Origin of the sequence: Salinivibrio proteolyticus (genome assembly GCF_027286365.1) — a bacterium.
Lineage (GTDB): Bacteria > Pseudomonadota > Gammaproteobacteria > Enterobacterales > Vibrionaceae > Salinivibrio > Salinivibrio proteolyticus.
The window spans coordinates 1,125,591-1,140,806 of sequence record NZ_CP114584.1; the positions used below are offsets into that span (position 1 = coordinate 1,125,591).

General features: G+C 49.9%; 11 protein-coding genes. 5 read left to right on the plus strand and 6 right to left on the minus strand.

Features of this window, described 5'->3' with window-relative positions; all coding sequences use genetic code 11:
- Positions 1-78: 78 nt before the first annotated feature.
- The gene (tyrP, locus tag N7E60_RS05420; RefSeq protein ID WP_069588848.1) at positions 79-1,251 is read right to left on the minus strand and encodes a tyrosine transporter TyrP; all 1,173 of its coding nucleotides are present in this window, start codon (positions 1,249-1,251) and stop codon (positions 79-81) included.
- Positions 1,252-1,476: 225 nt separating this feature from the next.
- Between tyrP and N7E60_RS05425 the strand changes: the two genes are divergently transcribed.
- The gene (locus N7E60_RS05425) at positions 1,477-2,730 is read left to right on the plus strand and encodes a CinA family nicotinamide mononucleotide deamidase-related protein (protein WP_269598315.1); all 1,254 of its coding nucleotides are present in this window, start codon (positions 1,477-1,479) and stop codon (positions 2,728-2,730) included.
- Between the two features lie 50 nt (positions 2,731-2,780).
- Here the strand turns inward: N7E60_RS05425 and yfaE are convergent, their stop codons facing one another.
- The 5 genes from yfaE to ubiG form a co-directional block, all read right to left on the minus strand.
- On the minus strand, positions 2,781-3,068 hold the full coding sequence (gene yfaE, locus N7E60_RS05430) for a class I ribonucleotide reductase maintenance protein YfaE (RefSeq protein ID WP_077480740.1): 288 nt from the start codon (positions 3,066-3,068) through the stop codon (positions 2,781-2,783).
- Positions 3,065-4,198, minus strand: coding sequence for a class Ia ribonucleoside-diphosphate reductase subunit beta (nrdB, locus tag N7E60_RS05435; protein ID WP_069588853.1), 1,134 nt, complete (start codon positions 4,196-4,198; stop codon positions 3,065-3,067). The genes yfaE and nrdB overlap by 4 nt, the downstream gene beginning before the upstream one ends.
- A 55-nt stretch (positions 4,199-4,253) precedes the next feature.
- Positions 4,254-6,539 carry a class 1a ribonucleoside-diphosphate reductase subunit alpha gene (gene nrdA, locus N7E60_RS05440; protein WP_269598316.1) on the minus strand — a complete coding sequence of 762 codons (2,286 nt, stop codon included), beginning with the start codon at positions 6,537-6,539 and terminating at the stop codon, positions 4,254-4,256.
- Between the two features lie 397 nt (positions 6,540-6,936).
- Complete coding sequence (gph, locus tag N7E60_RS05445) at positions 6,937-7,596, minus strand: phosphoglycolate phosphatase (protein WP_269598317.1); 660 nt, start codon at positions 7,594-7,596, stop codon at positions 6,937-6,939.
- Positions 7,597-7,612: 16 nt separating this feature from the next.
- On the minus strand, positions 7,613-8,326 hold the full coding sequence (gene ubiG, locus N7E60_RS05450; protein WP_269598318.1) for a bifunctional 2-polyprenyl-6-hydroxyphenol methylase/3-demethylubiquinol 3-O-methyltransferase UbiG: 714 nt from the start codon (positions 8,324-8,326) through the stop codon (positions 7,613-7,615).
- Positions 8,327-9,012: 686 nt separating this feature from the next.
- Here ubiG and gyrA point away from each other — a divergent pair.
- The 4 genes from gyrA (at position 9,013) to cmk (ending at position 15,214) form a co-directional block, all read left to right on the plus strand.
- Complete coding sequence (gene gyrA / locus N7E60_RS05455) at positions 9,013-11,682, plus strand: DNA topoisomerase (ATP-hydrolyzing) subunit A (RefSeq protein WP_269598319.1); 2,670 nt, start codon at positions 9,013-9,015, stop codon at positions 11,680-11,682.
- Positions 11,683-11,864: 182 nt separating this feature from the next.
- Positions 11,865-12,947, plus strand: coding sequence for a 3-phosphoserine/phosphohydroxythreonine transaminase (gene serC, locus N7E60_RS05460; RefSeq protein WP_077675816.1), 1,083 nt, complete (start codon positions 11,865-11,867; stop codon positions 12,945-12,947).
- 141 nt (positions 12,948-13,088) lie between these two features.
- Positions 13,089-14,372, plus strand: a complete 1,284-nt coding sequence (gene aroA, locus N7E60_RS05465) for a 3-phosphoshikimate 1-carboxyvinyltransferase (RefSeq protein WP_269598320.1) — start codon at positions 13,089-13,091, stop codon at positions 14,370-14,372.
- Positions 14,373-14,530: 158 nt separating this feature from the next.
- On the plus strand, positions 14,531-15,214 hold the full coding sequence (cmk, locus tag N7E60_RS05470; RefSeq protein WP_069588873.1) for a (d)CMP kinase: 684 nt from the start codon (positions 14,531-14,533) through the stop codon (positions 15,212-15,214).
- Positions 15,215-15,216: the final 2 nt, after the last annotated feature.

Here is a 15,216-nt window from a genome sequence, read left to right on the forward strand (position 1 = left end):
AGCGATAGGCGTGTCATTGCCCATAAGCAACGCCCAGCCAAAGCTGGGCGTTTTGATAGTGTACGGTGATCGGGAAGTTTACGCCATAAATTGCGCAACCACCACAGCGATACCGCCGACCATCGCCAAACTCAGGCCTAAATTACCGCCAATGACCTGATAATGGTTGTCGGTAGAGACGGTCTGGCGAGCCTTACGTACCATTAGCACCGGCAACACGACCGCAAGAATAACCAGTGCGATGGCAGCATAGCCAAGGGCAGTGATAAAGCCTTGTGGATAGAAAAGTGCAAAAACAAGCGGTGGTAAGTAAGTGATTGCTGCTGTTTGCAGTCGACCGCCGACTGTGTCCTGACGCTTAAAGCTGTCTGAAATAAAGTCAAACAACCCTAAACTCACGCCTAAGAATGACGTGGCGAGTGCCAAGTCTGCGAACAGCGAAATGCTCGAGGCAATATAGTCTTGTTGCACCACTGCCTGAATGACTTTCACAAATTGTGACAACTCACCGTTTTGTAGCAAGATTGACTGCGCCACGCTCCCCAAGCTCGCGACCTGCCAAAAAATGTACAAGGCGAGGGGTAAGGTTGAACCAATAATCATCACCTTGCGCAAAGAGGGCAAATCAATCCCCACATAACGTACAATCGAAGGGATGCTGCCATGGAAGCCAAACGAGGTGAAAATGACCGGGAGTGCGGCAACCATCAAGCCTTTCTCCACCGGCATTTCGACCAAATTAATGCTCGATACATGGGGAGTGAGTAGTGTTAGGGCCAAGATCAAGAACACCACTTTTAGCGTGAATAGCCCACGATTGATTAAATCTACCTTGCTGGTTCCCAGTGTCACCACCAATCCAAACACCAAGGTAAACAGCACCGCGCCCGCTGCGGGTGGGAGTTGAATCGAGGACCACTGTGCAAGCTTCTCATTCAACTGACTACCACCGCCCGCAATGTAAGCAGCGCAAAGTGAGTAGAAAAGAAACAGCATCGCGAACGATGCCAGCCATTTGCCTTTATCCCCTAAAAATTGTTTTGCGAGACTGTGTAGGGTGGCGTCAGCGTCGGCGTATTGGTGCACTTCTAGCATCAACAATGCGGTGTAGGTCATCAAGGCCCACATCACCCCCATCAGCGCCATCGATGCGCCAAACCCGATTCCTGCAGAGGCAAGCGGCAACGCGAGCATGCCTGCGCCAATGGTCGTACCTGCAATGATTAGCGAACTTCCTAGTACCTTGTTCATATAATGTTTAACCAGTGTAAATAAAAAGTTAATTGTTGTGTTCGCACAAAAGATAACGTGAATTTATGCGTATTGTGCACTGCTTATGCAGATTAAAAAACTGATGAGTGTAATGATACAGATACGACGCCGTAAAATAAAGTGTACGATTAGCTTGGGCTAGTGCGTAATGGCGTGTGATGTCATAATCAATGCTCTAGGATACTAATCAAAAGGAGCGGCTAGGTGGACAATCAACAACATAAAACACCCATGCCACGTATCGCGATGCTGTCGACCGGTGAAGAAGTTTTGCTTGGCGATATCACAGATACCAATGCGGCTTGGCTGTCCCGCATGCTGTACGAAAATGGATTTGCGATGTCTCGGCGTGTCACCGTCGGGGATGAGCTCGATGAGATGGCGGTTGAGCTTGTTCGGCTATCTCAAACCGAGGATGTGGTGATTGTGAATGGTGGGTTAGGGCCAACCACCGATGATTTAACCACGGCAGCGATGGCGTCGGCGATGGGCGTAGAGCTGACACTCAATGAAACCTGGCTGGATGAATTAAAGCAGCGCTACGAGCGTCATGGCCGTCCTATGGCGCAAAGCAACCTAAAACAAGCCATGCTCCCTGAGGGCGCTCGCCTCATCGATAATCCCAATGGCACTGCCTGTGGCTTTTATTGCCACTTAAATGGCTGTCACTTCTATTTTACACCTGGGGTGCCTTCAGAATTTTTCTGCATGGTAGAGCAGCAGATTCTGCCTGAATTAAGCCACAACTATGCACCCAGTGCGCGTTCTTGTTACCGTTCGTTTACATTTGGCTTGTCCGAATCGGGGATCAGCGATGCCATGGCATCTGTTTCGTTGCCTGACGATGTGACGCTGGGTTATCGCTCGAGTCTGCCGTTTATTGAAGTGAAACTCTTCATGGCTGACGATCATCCCGATAAAGTGCAGCTCATTGATGCGGTGCAATCATGCCTTGGCGATCATGTTGTCAGTTGCAACCAAGCGATGGTGCAAGCGCTGGCCGCCGATCTCAATCGTCAAGGTGCGGTATTAAAGGTGGTGGAGCAATTTACGGGCGGATGGTTAGCTAGCACGTTAAACGGTCAAGCTGCACACTTGGTCGAGCAAGGCTGGGTCATGTCAAATGCGCATGTGCCCGAACAAGCCGTTGCCAACCCGCTCGCTGCCTCATTAGCCATGGCCAGCGCGGCCATTGTACAAGGCCAGCATCAAATTGGTTTAGCATGTGGTCCTGAGCTTCATGGACAAATTTGCGTGGCGATTTCCACCCCCGAGGGAGAGTGGGGACAGCGACTAAGCTTTAAACGCCATTTCTCCCATGACAACGCGCGCTGTTATATGGCGACGGTATTGCTGGACATGTTAAGGCGTTATCTTCATGGGCAGCCGGTGATTGCCGATTACGCATCATTAGCGCGCCATGATGACATTTTTATTGATGCTGAGACGATTGCTTAAATCGGTGCCTGTTGGGCGCTAAGGTGAGAGGAGTAGTGGGCGTAGGCTCACTACTCATTAACGACTTTTGCTTTAGCTGCTGGCTGGTATTCAAATTCAATTGACACATCGGTCTGTGGCGCACTTTGGCAAGTAAGAATTTCGCCGGGACGAACAAATGCCATCGCGTCTTCTTGTTTGACCGAACCTTGTTGCAATTGACAACGGCACGCACCGCACATGCCATTGCGGCATTGATATTCGGGTTGAATACCGGCTTGCTCAAGTTGTTCAAGCAAACTTTGGTGGGTGTTGCCACCCACCTTGATACCGTTCACTTCAATCGTGATTCGGGTCATAGCTCGAAGTCACCAAAGTCTTCAACGCTCACTTCGTTATCGATTTGACCCACGAGGTATGAGCTAATTTCGGCTTCTTGCGGTGCAACCTGCACATTGTCGGAAGATAGCCACGCATTGATCCACGGAATCGGGTTTTGGGTGGCGTTATCGTATGCAGGGGCAAGGCCGACTGCCGACATACGCAAGTTGGTGATGTATTCGACGTACTGGCAAAGAATGTCTTTGTTCAAGCCAATCATAGAGCCATCACGGAACAGGTATTCTGCCCAGTCTTTCTCTTGCTCAGCGGCGTCTTTGAAGAGATCAAAACACTCTTGCTCGCACTCTTTGGCAATCTCAGCCATTTCTGGATCGTCCTGCCCGCTACGCAGAATATTCAGCATGTGCTGGGTGCCTGTAAGGTGAAGCGCCTCATCACGGGCAATAAACTTGATGATTTTGGCGTTGCCTTCCATCAGTTCACGCTCCGCAAAGGCGAATGAACAAGCAAAGCTGACGTAGAAACGAATCGCTTCGAGTGCATTCACTGACATCAGGCACAGGTACAGCTTACGTTTTAACGCACGCAGGCTTAAGCTGATGGTTTTGCCATTAATAGTATGGGTACCTTCCCCTAACTGGTGATAGTAGTTAGTGGTTTGAATGAGGTCGTCATAGTACTGCGCAATGTCGTTGGCGCGCTTCTGGATGTGCTCATTCATCACAATATCATCAAATACAATCGCCGGATCGGCAACGATATTACGGATAATGTGGGTGTATGAGCGTGAGTGGATGGTTTCTGAGAAACTCCACGTCTCAATCCAAGTTTCCAGCTCAGGAATTGACACCAGAGGAAGCAAGGCGACATTCGGGCTACGGCCTTGGATGGAATCGAGCAGCGTTTGATACTTCAAGTTACTGATGAAAATATGCTTTTCATGTTCGGGTAACTTGTTGTAATCAATGCGGTCACTTGACACGTCAACTTCTTCTGGGCGCCAAAAGAAAGAAAGCTGTTTTTCGATCAGCTTTTCAAAAATTTCATATTTTTGTTGGTCGTAACGCGCCACGTTGACCGATTGGCCAAAGAACATTGGCTCTTTCAATGGGTCGTTGTTGACTTTAGAAAACGTACTGTAAGTCATGAATCCTATTAACCTCTAGAAAAGGGCCCGCAGGGCAGGCCCTTACCCCAATTTGTTAGATCTTACATGCACCGCCGGCACAATCATCTTCTGCTTGCGCAGCACTCAGATCCGATTGACCATCGCTCGCACCATCACGGGTGTTGTGATAGTACAGGGTTTTAACCCCGAGTTTATAAGCGGTGAGCAGGTCTTTGAGTAGTTGGTTCATTGGAACTTTACCACTTTGATGACGGCTCGGATCATAATTGGTGTTGGCGGAAATCGCCTGATCGACGAATTTTTGCATGATACCGACTAACTGTAAGTAGCCATCATTACTACCAATGTTCCAGAGCAGCTCGTAGTTATTCTTGTATTTATGGAATTCCGGCACGACCTGCTTGAGGATACCGTCCTTCGATGCTTTTACCGATACGTAACCACGAGGTGGCTCAATGCCATTGGTGGCATTTGAGATTTGTGATGACGTCTCTGATGGCATCAAGGCGGTCAATGTTGAGTTACGTAAGCCATGCGTTTGAATGTCTTTACGCAGCGTCTCCCAATCTAAGTGCAGAGGCTCGTCACAGATACCATCCAGATCTTTCTTGTAGGTATCAATTGGCAGAATACCTTGCGAATAGGTAGTCTCGTTAAACGCTGGGCAGGCGCCTTTCTCTTTTGCAAGCTCAACAGAGGCGCGAAGCAAGTGATACTGAATCGCTTCAAAGGTACGGTGAGTCAGACCGTTTGCGCTGCCATCGGAATAACGTACACCATGTTTCGCTAGGTAGTAAGCAAAGTTGATCACACCAACACCCAAGGTACGGCGGTTCATGGTCGCTTTACGTGCTGCCGGTAGCGGGTAGTCTTGGTAATCAAGCAGGGCATCCAGCGCACGGATGGTCAGATCGGCCAACTCGCTAAGCTCGTCCAGTGACTCCAGCGCACCCAAGTTAAATGCAGAGAGGGTACACAGCGCAATTTCACCGTTTTCGTCTTCAACATTGTTGAGTGGCTTGGTCGGCAGTGCAATTTCCAAACACAGGTTAGACTGGCGAATTGGTGCCACAGACGCATCGAATGGGCTGTGCGTATTACAGTGATCCACGTTTTGGATATAGATACGACCGGTTGATGCGCGCTCTTGCATCATCAAAGAGAAAAGATCGACAGCTTTGACCGTTTCACGCTGAATAGATGCATCAGCTTCATATTGGGTGTACAGACGCTCAAACTTCTCTTGGTCTTCAAAGAACGAATCATACAGTCCCGGTACATCAGACGGCGAGAACAAGGAGATGTTGCCACCTTTTAGTAGGCGGGTGTACATCAGTTTGTTGATCTGCACACCGTAATCCATGTGACGCACACGGTTTTCTTCCACACCACGGTTATTTTTCAATACCAGCAGGGATTCAACTTCACGGTGCCAAATAGGGTAGAACAAGGTGGCTGCACCACCGCGCACACCGCCTTGTGAACAGCATTTAACAGCAGTTTGGAAGTATTTATAAAACGGAATACAACCCGTATGGAAAGCTTCACCTCCACGAATTGGGCTACCCAACGCGCGGATACGACCGGCATTGATACCAATCCCCGCACGCTGAGATACGTAGCGAACAATGGCGCTAGAGGTCGCGTTGATCGAGTCTAGGCTATCGTCGCACTCGATCAGTACACACGAGCTAAACTGGCGCGTTGGTGTGCGTACCCCAGACATAATTGGCGTGGGCAATGAGATCTTGAACTGAGAAACCGCATCATAGAAACGACGGATATAATCAAGGCGCGTTTCTTTTGGATAGGCAGCGAACAAGCACGCAGCAACCATCATATACAGGAACTGGGCGCTCTCGTAGATTTCACCGGTCACACGGTTTTGAACCAAGTACTTGCCTTCCAGCTGTTTAACGGCTGCGTATGAGAAGTTCATATCGCGCCAGTGGTCGATATAGCTGTCTAGGGTGTCGAGCTCGTCTTCGCTGTAGTCTTCGAGAATGTGGGCATCATATTTACCCTTCTCAACCATGTTTTTCACATGCTTCACGAGCGTGGGCGGCTCGAACTGTCCGTACGCTTTTTTACGTAGGTGGAACACCGCTAGGCGAGCAGCAAGGTATTGATAATCTGGGCTTTCTTCCGAAATTAGGTCCGCTGCAGCTTTGATGATCGTCTCATGAATGTCTTCAGTACGCATGCCATCGTAAAACTGGATGTGAGAGCGCATCTCGACGAGAGAAACGGAGACGTTGGTGAGGCCTTCTGCAGCCCAAGTAACAACGCGATGGATTTTATCGAGGTTTAAATTTTCTTTGCGTCCATCACGCTTAAGTACGGTTATTTCTTTGTTCATTTTGTGTGCTTTCCCAAAATTTCCTTGCCAAACTGCTATTTTCGCAAGATTTTATAAAATGCCTGATGATTTTTTGGTCGGCCTCTATGCGGACGTTGCGTCGCTCATACACTATATATAGGGGTCGGCTTGTCGATGCGTTACAAGATAGTGATATAACCGCGATATTGCAAGAGAACGACACGCTGATGAGGTGTGGATATCTTGGGGATGTTATAACGCAAGTTAGTAATCACCAACCTAGCGTTCCAAGTGCGCCAAGATTAGCGAGAATTTCAATCGTTGAAACAGTAAAAAGGCCAAGAAAAAAAATTTATTTTGATTGATCTTGGGCTCGAACAGTGATCCGATTTAACTGATTGAAAAGGCAACAAACCCCACGGTTTGTGGGGTGTGATTAGGATCCAATAAAGGCACTGAGATGGTGTGGGGTGGCGAAAATATGATCTGCTTCCCATTTACTGATTACATCATCACCACCTGTGTATCCCCACGCGGCGACCGCGGCACCCATATTGGCCGCCCGTGCGGCTAACATGTCATTTTCAATATCTCCGACATAGAAGCAGTGCTCTGGTGCACAATTAAGCGTTTTCGCTGCCTCGAGAAGCGGCAATGGGTGAGGCTTGGCGTGCGCGTAAGTGTCAGCCCCGACAATAACCTGTGCCTGCTGCAGGCGTGGAAAAAAGGTTAACAGCTGATGGGTGAGCCCTTCAGGTTTATTGGTGACAATGCCCCACGGGATGGCCTGATGCTCTAACAGGTCGAGGAGCGTTTCGATACCTTCGTACAAAGTCGTCCCCGAACAAATCGCTTGGCCGTAATGATGCAGAAAACGGGCCCGCAAGGCGATGGGATCTTGCTCTTTGGCTTTATCACCAAACCCTGCGGTCAGTAAGCCGCGCGCCCCATAACTGGTATGGCGGTAGATTTGCTCTTGGCTAAGAGGTGGTAAGTTGTACTCTGCGAGCACGCGGTTCGCCGCCATGCCCATATCCGGCGCGGTATCTAGCAGCGTGCCATCGAGATCAAACAAAACCGTTGCGGGGGTGGTCATACAATGCCTCAACTCTTTAAGCGGGGTTGACAGTGTGGAGCAAATAATTCACGTCGACATTGGCGTTGGATAACTTATAGATGCCGGTTAATGGGTTGTAGTGTAAGCCGGTCATACCACGCGCTTGGAGGGCTGTGGTATCGACCATCGCCATCAGTTCAGAGGGACGAATAAACTTATGATGGTCGTGAGTGCCTTTCGGTACCAGTTTGAGCAGGTGCTCGGCGCCCACGATGGCAAATAGCCACGACTTGGTATTGCGGTTGAGCGTCGAAAAGAAAACATGACCGCCAGGTTTGACCATGTTCGCACACGACTGGATCACTGAGGCAGGTTCTGGCACGTGTTCTAGCATCTCCATGCAGGTCACCACATCGTACTGGCCGGCGTAGCTGTCAGCGTGTTCTTCAGCGGTCGACTGAATGTATTGTACGTCAATACCGGATTCGAGCGCATGCAAGCGTGCAACGGTCAGTGGCTCTTTGCCCATATCTAGTCCCGTGACCTCGGCGCCTTCGCGAGCCATACTTTCGGCAAGAATGCCTCCGCCGCAGCCAACGTCTAACACCTTTTTACCAAATAGGCCGCCGGCTTTTTCTATCACGTACTGCAAGCGTAGCGGGTTGATTTGGTGGAGGGGTTTAAACTCACCTTCCAAATCCCACCAGCGTGATGCCATGTCTTCAAACTTTTGAATTTCTGCCGGGTCAACGTTAGCTACGTGGCTCATAAATACAGCTTCCTTATTGGTTTTGCTGCATTATATACCCAAATGCTGTGTCGTTGCAGCTCGGGAACGCGTGGAACGAAGGAAGTGTTATTGGTGGTATTGGGCACGCAAAAGGGCGGCTGCAGGATAAGCGAGCTTAGTGGTCCCGCCAAGTGTCGGTGAGCGATAAACGCGGCTCGCCAGCCCGGCCGCGTGATAGTGGTTACAAGGTTGCAGTCATCATTGCACTGACAGCAATGATGCACGCTAACATGTATTTACCGGCAATTAAGCACATTCCGATAGCATTCACGATACGAGTCAGCATGCTGCTTACTCCTTAGTCGAACGTGTCGACAACAATCCTTTCTACGCGTCGTATGTCACGCGTTCTCACGATTTAAGTATGGGCCAAGATGACTGAAATGACAGCAAACAGGAAGCGATAAAGGGTGAAGATGACGCTGCTATACGGTAAATAGAAAAAGTAAATAAGCGCTGAGGACGTTTCTGGGCTTTTATTTTTAATTCTTGATAGCCAGACACGGAAGTGATGGGTTTTTACCCGCATAGACGCGTTGAGAGGCTTTTCTAACGAGATCTATGATACATCTTAGCCATATTCACGTGTCTAGCGAGTGGCTTTGTGTTATCCTCCGTGGTCACGTATTTGAATACGCAAACATTATTTGAGGGATGTTGGCTCCATGAGCGATCTTGCTAAAGAGATCACGCCAGTCAATATCGAAGAGGAGCTGAAAAGCTCGTATCTCGACTATGCAATGTCTGTCATTGTTGGCCGAGCTCTTCCTGACGTGCGTGATGGCCTAAAGCCAGTACACCGCCGCGTTTTATTCGCGATGAATGTACTTGGCAACGACTGGAACAAGCCATATAAAAAATCGGCCCGTGTGGTCGGTGACGTAATCGGTAAATACCACCCACACGGTGATAGCGCGGTTTACGACACTATTGTTCGTATGGCGCAGCCTTTCTCACTGCGTTATATGTTGGTGGATGGCCAAGGTAACTTTGGCTCCATTGATGGTGACTCGGCCGCGGCGATGCGTTACACCGAAGTGCGCATGGCAAAAATTGCCCATGAGCTCCTCGCGGATCTAGATAAAGAAACAGTGGACTACGTACCTAACTATGACGGTACGGAGCAAATCCCTGATGTTTTACCGACGCGCGTGCCTAACTTGTTAGTGAATGGCGCTTCTGGTATCGCGGTGGGGATGGCAACCAACATCCCACCTCATAACATCACCGAAGTGATCAACGGCTGTCTGGCGTATATCGATAACGAAGATATCACCATCGATGAGCTGATGGAGCACATTCCGGGTCCTGATTTCCCGACCGCGGCGATGATCAACGGCCGTAAAGGCATCGAAGATGCTTATAAGACCGGTCGCGGCAAAATCTATCTACGTGCGAAGGCGGAGATCGAAGCGGATAAACATGGTAAAGAAACCATTGTTGTCAATGAGATCCCGTATCAAGTTAACAAAGCGCGCCTGATTGAAAAGATTGCTGAGCTTGTCAAAGATAAGAAAATTGAAGGCATTTCAGCGCTGCGTGACGAGTCAGATAAAGACGGGATGCGGATTGTGATCGAATGTCGCCGCGACGCGGTGGCAGAAGTCGTTCTCAACAACCTGTATGCCCAGACTCAGTTGCAAACGTCGTTTGGTATCAACATGGTGGCGCTGGATAACAACCAGCCAAAACTCTTCAACCTCAAAGGGATGTTGGAGTGTTTTGTCAATCACCGCCGTGAAGTGGTCACTCGTCGTACCGTGTATGAATTACGTAAAGCGCGTGAGCGTGCACACATCCTTGAAGGTCTAGCGGTTGCGCTGGCTAACATCGATGAAGTGATCGAGCTTATTCGCCGAGCGCCGACCCCAGCGGTTGCCAAACAAGAGCTACAAGCACAAGGCTGGAGCTTAGGTGGCGTGTCTGCCATGTTGGAAGCGGCGGGTGTTGATTCTGCTCGCCCTGAGTGGTTAGCGCCTGAGTTTGGTGCACGTGATGACGGTTCCTACTATCTGACTGAGCAACAAGCGCAAGCGATTCTGGATTTGCGTCTGCATAAGCTGACTGGGCTCGAGCACGACAAGATCCTTGATGAATACAAATCGCTGCTGGAACAAATTGCTGAATTAATGCATATCTTGGCCAGCACTGAGCGTTTAATGGAAGTGATCCGCGAAGAGCTTGAGGCGATTCGTGATAGTTATGGCGATAAGCGCCTGACTGAGATCACGGCGGCAAGCGCTGACATTGATATCGAAGATCTGATCAACGAAGAAGATGTCATCGTGACATGGTCACACGAGGGATATGTGAAATATCAAGCCTTGAGTGACTATGAAGCGCAGCGTCGCGGTGGTAAAGGTAAATCAGCCACGCGCATGAAAGATGAAGACTTCATTGAGCGTCTGTTGGTAGCAAATACGCACGACACTATCTTGTGCTTCTCGACACGTGGCCGTATGTACTGGTTGAAAGTGTATCAACTGCCACATGCGTCGCGTAACGCACGCGGTAAACCGATCGTCAACTTGCTGCCATTGGAAGACGACGAGCGGATCACCACTATTCTGCCGGTTCGTGAATATGCAGAAGACAAATACGTCTTCATGGCCACTGCGCACGGCACCGTGAAGAAAACCCCGCTGACTGACTTTAGCCGTCCACGCAGCGCGGGCATTATTGCCGTGAACCTGCGTGAGGGTGATAGCCTCATTGGCGCGCAGCTGACTGATGATAACAGCGAAGTCATGCTGTTCTCACAATTCGGTAAAGTGGTGCGCTTTGTAGCGTCTAACGAGACAGTACGAGCAATGGGCCGTACCGCGGCAGGTGTCCGCGGGATTCAGCTCGCAGAGAAAGACCAAGTTGTTTCCCTGATTGTGCCTCAGTCGGATGGTGACATCCTGACGGTGACGGAGAACGGCTTTGGTAAACGCACGGCGCTGGAAGAGTATCCAACGAAGAGCCGTGCGACCAAGGGTGTGGTCTCGATTAAAGTCTCTGAGCGTAATGGTGACGTTGTCGGTGCCATCCAGGTATGCACCGGTGATGAACTGATGTTAATCACCAATGCCGGTACCCTGGTACGTACCCGCGCGGAAGAAGTCAGCCAAGTGGGCCGTAATACCCAAGGCGTACGACTGATCCGCGTCAGTGATGATGAAAAAGTGGTTGGTCTTCAGCGTATCGAAGAGCCGGATGAAGAGGAAATGGAAGCACTGGCTAACGAAGCGGCGGCAAATGCCACTGCAACCAGTGACGCACCCGCCTCTGAGACCAGCTCTGAGGACAATGATGACACATCGAGTGAGACGGATAGCGATCAAGACGCTTAAGTCTTCGTGTTGCAATCATAAAACAATAAAAGGGTGCAGTGATCTGCGCCCTTTTTTACGCGCTATATTTCCAAAGCCCATGCAAACGTGTTAAATCAGTAGCTACGCCTTTCAACGATGTATCTTCGTCATAACGTGAGATACGTCTTGCAGATAAAAAACAGCAGGAGCCCCTCCACAACATGGACAAGGTATACAATTTTTCTGCCGGACCCGCGATGCTTCCCCGCGAGGTAATGCTTAAAGCACAAAAAGAATTCACCAATTGGAACGGTCTTGGCACCTCGGTGATGGAAATCTCTCATCGCAGTAAAGAGTTTTTAGCCATTGCTCGTCAATCAGAGCAAGATTTACGTGAACTACTGGTGATCCCAGACAATTATCACATTCTCTTTTGCCAAGGTGGCGCACGCGCTCAGTTTGCGGCGGTACCCATGAACTTACTGGGTAACAACACCATTGCTGACTATGTCGATGGTGGTTACTGGGCGACGAGTGCCGTCAAAGAGGCCAAGCGCTACTGCACTCCCAATGTGATCAATGTGACGCGCGAGCGTGATGGTAAACGCGCTATCCTGCCGGCAAACGAGTGGTTGTTAAGTGATGATGCCGCATATGTGCATTTTTGCCCCAATGAAACCATTGATGGGATTGAAATCACGGATCTGCCGGAAACCAACAAACCCATCGTGGCAGATATGTCATCGAACATTCTCTCTCGCCCGATAGATGTGTCTAAGTACGGCGTGATCTATGCGGGGGCGCAGAAGAATATCGGTCCGGCGGGGCTGACCTTGGTGATTGTGCGTGATGATTTATTACACCTTGCTAAAGATGTGTTGCCGAGTGTGCTGAACTACAAAGTCTTGGCCGATAAAGAATCCATGTTCAATACACCACCCACCTTTGCTTGGTATCTGGCAGCAGAAGTCTTTAAATGGCTGAAAAAGAGAGGGGGAGTTGAGGCTATTTATGCGCACAATCAGCAAAAAGCGGCGCTGTTGTACGATTGCATCGATAACTCTTCTTTCTATCGCAATGATGTTCACCCAGATAATCGCTCACTGATGAATGTGCCTTTCCAACTCGCTAACAGTGAGCTGGACGACACCTTCCTCGCCGAAGCGATGGAGCATGGATTGCACGCGCTGAAAGGGCATCGAGATGTCGGAGGAATGCGCGCGTCAATCTATAATGCAATGTCCCTTGAAGGGGTTCAGGCATTAGTCGACTTCATGGTGAAGTTTGAGAAAAAATACGCCTAACATGGTGTAAAACGGTTTGCGTCCCAGCCGCTTTTTGGGTCTGGGACGTTTTTGTTTCTACTTTGATAAAAATAATAATTGTGAGATGGCTTGTATTTTGGTTACTCTGGTTGCACAAAGCATCACGGAAATTAAACCAGAATGGAGCAACTGACACTTTCCCCGATCTCTCATATCGATGGTTACATTAACCTTCCCGGCTCAAAGAGTGTATCTAATCGCGCTTTACTGCTGGCCGCGCTAGCATCCGGTACGACGCGCTTAACCAACCTGCTCAACAGTGACGATGTGCGTCATATGCTCAATGCATTTACTGACTTAGGCGTGTCTTATCAGCTGTCTGACGATCGCACTGAATGTGTTGTGGAAGGGTTGGGACAAGCCTTTCATACCCAAACTCCACTGGAGCTGTTTTTAGGCAATGCTGGTACGGCCATGCGTCCATTAACGGCCGCGCTGTGTTTGGGTGAAGGTGAGATCACTCTAACCGGTGAGCCGCGCATGAAAGAGCGTCCCATTGGCCACCTTGTGGAGGCACTCAATGCCATAGGGGCAGAGGTTCGCTATTTAGAGAGCGAAGGCTACCCACCATTACATATTAAAGGCACGGGTCTCGCTGGCGGCGATGTCAGTATCGATGGCAGTATTTCTAGCCAATTTTTAACCGCCCTGTTGATGGCCGCGCCGTTAGCGCGTGAAGAAACGCGGATCACCATTAAAGGCGACTTGGTATCGAAACCCTACATTGATATTACCTTGGCGATCATGGCCCAGTTTGGCGTCGAGGTACATAACGATAACTATCAGCGGTTTGTGGTTCCGGCGGGGCAACGCTATCAATCGCCAGACCATCTGATGGTAGAAGGCGATGCGTCATCGGCTTCTTACTTCCTCGCGGCTGCGGCCATTAAAGGCGGTGCCGTGAAGGTCACTGGTATTGGTCGTCATAGTGTGCAAGGTGATATCCAATTTGCCGATGCGTTAGCGGCAATGGGCGCTGACATCGAGTGGGGTGATGATTACGTCATTGCACGCAAAGGAAAGCTTCATGGTGTGGACATGGACTTCAACCACATCCCTGACGCGGCCATGACTATTGGGGTAGCGGCGCTGTTTGCCAAAGGCCCCACGCGTATTCGTAACGTTTACAATTGGCGAGTAAAAGAAACCGACCGCTTACATGCGATGGCAACCGAGTTGAAAAAAGTGGGGGCGGTGGTCGAAGAGGGAGATGATTACCTTTACATTGAACCGCCTCAGCAGCTCACTCATGCGGCGATCGATACCTATGACGATCACCGGATGGCGATGTGCTTCTCGCTGGTGGCGTTGAGCGACACGCCAGTTACCATTAATGACCCGGGTTGTACGTCAAAAACGTTCCCAGACTACTTCGAAAAACTTGCGGCCATTAGTCAGTCTTGAATATCCCACCGCCATACGTACGGATAAACTGACGGTGGCGGTGATTTCCTCCTCGCTTTCTTCTATAATAAGCGCCGATTTATCGGCGTTGCTTCCCTTTGTATGAGGGCGCTTGGATAGCGCAACGTCGACGCACTCAACCAAATGTGGAGAGATTTATGCCGACACAGGCGCCTGTTATTACAGTAGATGGCCCAAGTGGTGCTGGAAAGGGAACCTTATGTATGCGACTGGCAGAAAAACTGCAGTGGCATTTGTTGGATTCTGGCGCGATATACCGTGTATTGGCATTGGCTGCGATTCACCATGATGTGGACACCACCTCAGAAGATGCATTAGTGCCATTGGCTGCTAACCTAGATGTACAGTTCATCGCCGAAGGTGAGCTGGTAAAAGTGATTCTGGAAGGCGAAGACGTTTCCGCGACGCTACGTACCGAACAAGTCGGGAATCAGGCGTCAAAAGTTGCCGCGTTACCACGTGTGCGTGAAGCACTGTTGCGTCGTCAACGTGCGTTTGCCGGTGAGCCGGGATTGATTGCCGATGGCCGTGATATGGGCACCGTGGTCTTTCCGCAGGCCGAAGTGAAAATATTCTTAGATGCCAGTGCACAAGAGCGTGCCCGCCGCCGTCAGCAGCAGTTGCAAGAAAAGGGGGTTAATGTTACCTTTGACCGCCTTTTAAGTGAAATTCAAGAGCGTGATGACCGTGACCGCAACCGAGCGGTGGCACCATTGCGCCCCGCGCCAGATGCATTGGTGCTAGATTCAACCTCACTGTCAATTGACGAGGTGATCGAGCAAGCGCTGGCGTTTATTGAAAGCAAATTATCGGCTGCATAAGC

What these genes read in the sequence shown, in the direction of transcription:
- aroA (WP_269598320.1), top strand. Translation starts at nt 13,089, where the DNA reads ATGGAGCAACTGACACTTTCCCCGATCTCTCATATCGATGGTTACATT.
- gyrA (WP_269598319.1), top strand. Translation starts at nt 9,013, where the DNA reads ATGAGCGATCTTGCTAAAGAGATCACGCCAGTCAATATCGAAGAGGAG.
- yfaE (WP_077480740.1), bottom strand. Translation starts at nt 3,068, where the DNA reads ATGACCCGAATCACGATTGAAGTGAACGGTATCAAGGTGGGTGGCAAC.
- gph (WP_269598317.1), bottom strand. Translation starts at nt 7,596, where the DNA reads ATGACCACCCCCGCAACGGTTTTGTTTGATCTCGATGGCACGCTGCTA.
- nrdA (WP_269598316.1), bottom strand. Translation starts at nt 6,539, where the DNA reads ATGAACAAAGAAATAACCGTACTTAAGCGTGATGGACGCAAAGAAAAT.
- nrdB (WP_069588853.1), bottom strand. Translation starts at nt 4,198, where the DNA reads ATGACTTACAGTACGTTTTCTAAAGTCAACAACGACCCATTGAAAGAG.
- ubiG (WP_269598318.1), bottom strand. Translation starts at nt 8,326, where the DNA reads ATGAGCCACGTAGCTAACGTTGACCCGGCAGAAATTCAAAAGTTTGAA.
- tyrP (WP_069588848.1), bottom strand. Translation starts at nt 1,251, where the DNA reads ATGAACAAGGTACTAGGAAGTTCGCTAATCATTGCAGGTACGACCATT.
- cmk (WP_069588873.1), top strand. Translation starts at nt 14,531, where the DNA reads ATGCCGACACAGGCGCCTGTTATTACAGTAGATGGCCCAAGTGGTGCT.
- serC (WP_077675816.1), top strand. Translation starts at nt 11,865, where the DNA reads ATGGACAAGGTATACAATTTTTCTGCCGGACCCGCGATGCTTCCCCGC.